Annotated in this window: 1 protein-coding gene; it reads right to left on the reverse strand. The window is 51.7% G+C overall.

Annotation, left to right across the window (positions count from 1 at the left end; genetic code table 11):
• Positions 1 to 602, reverse strand: a 602-nt coding sequence (locus tag R7R24_RS28505) for a right-handed parallel beta-helix repeat-containing protein (protein WP_411978844.1), incomplete at both ends; no start/stop codon positions are given.

A 602-nucleotide genomic window follows, 5' to 3' on the forward strand; every position in this document is an offset into this window, starting at 1 on the left:
GCCTAGCTTGAAGCCGTTACCAATCGTGCCACCCTTGTTGGCAACATCGAGTGTGCGACCGTTGCTGAACGAGATGGAATCCAAAATGGTCACCGCACCGTTTGCGCCATCTTCCACTTTGTTGAACAAGTCCCAACCGTCATCAATGTTGTGGTGAGACAAACAACGGATGAAGGTGTTGCCATCGCCGATGCGCATCTTGGCCGCAAAACCGTCTGCGTTGATCTGCGAAGGATCCATGTTGTTGTAGCTTTCGCTTTCAATCACTTGGTTGTAACTTGCCCACAGTGCGCGGCCAATGTTTTCAGGAGAGGTGATCACGAAACCAGTATCTGGCGCGCCGTGTGTCACCATTTTTTCGAAGGTGTTGTGGCTACCATGAACAATGAGCTGCGCACGCGCAACTTCAATACCTTGGTAGTGCCAGTAATTTGCCTCGTGACGAAGTTCCGAAACAAAGCGAACATTGTCTCCTTCCGCACGTAGGTGCTTGAGCTTGTCGACACTGCCACTCGCCGTCAGCGGGATTTCAATACCTTGGTAGTCGCCATCTTTCAAAATGATGGTGCCGCCAGCAGGAAGCAGTTCTACTGCGGTAGCGA

Source organism: Vibrio sp. 704, assembly GCF_033339295.1.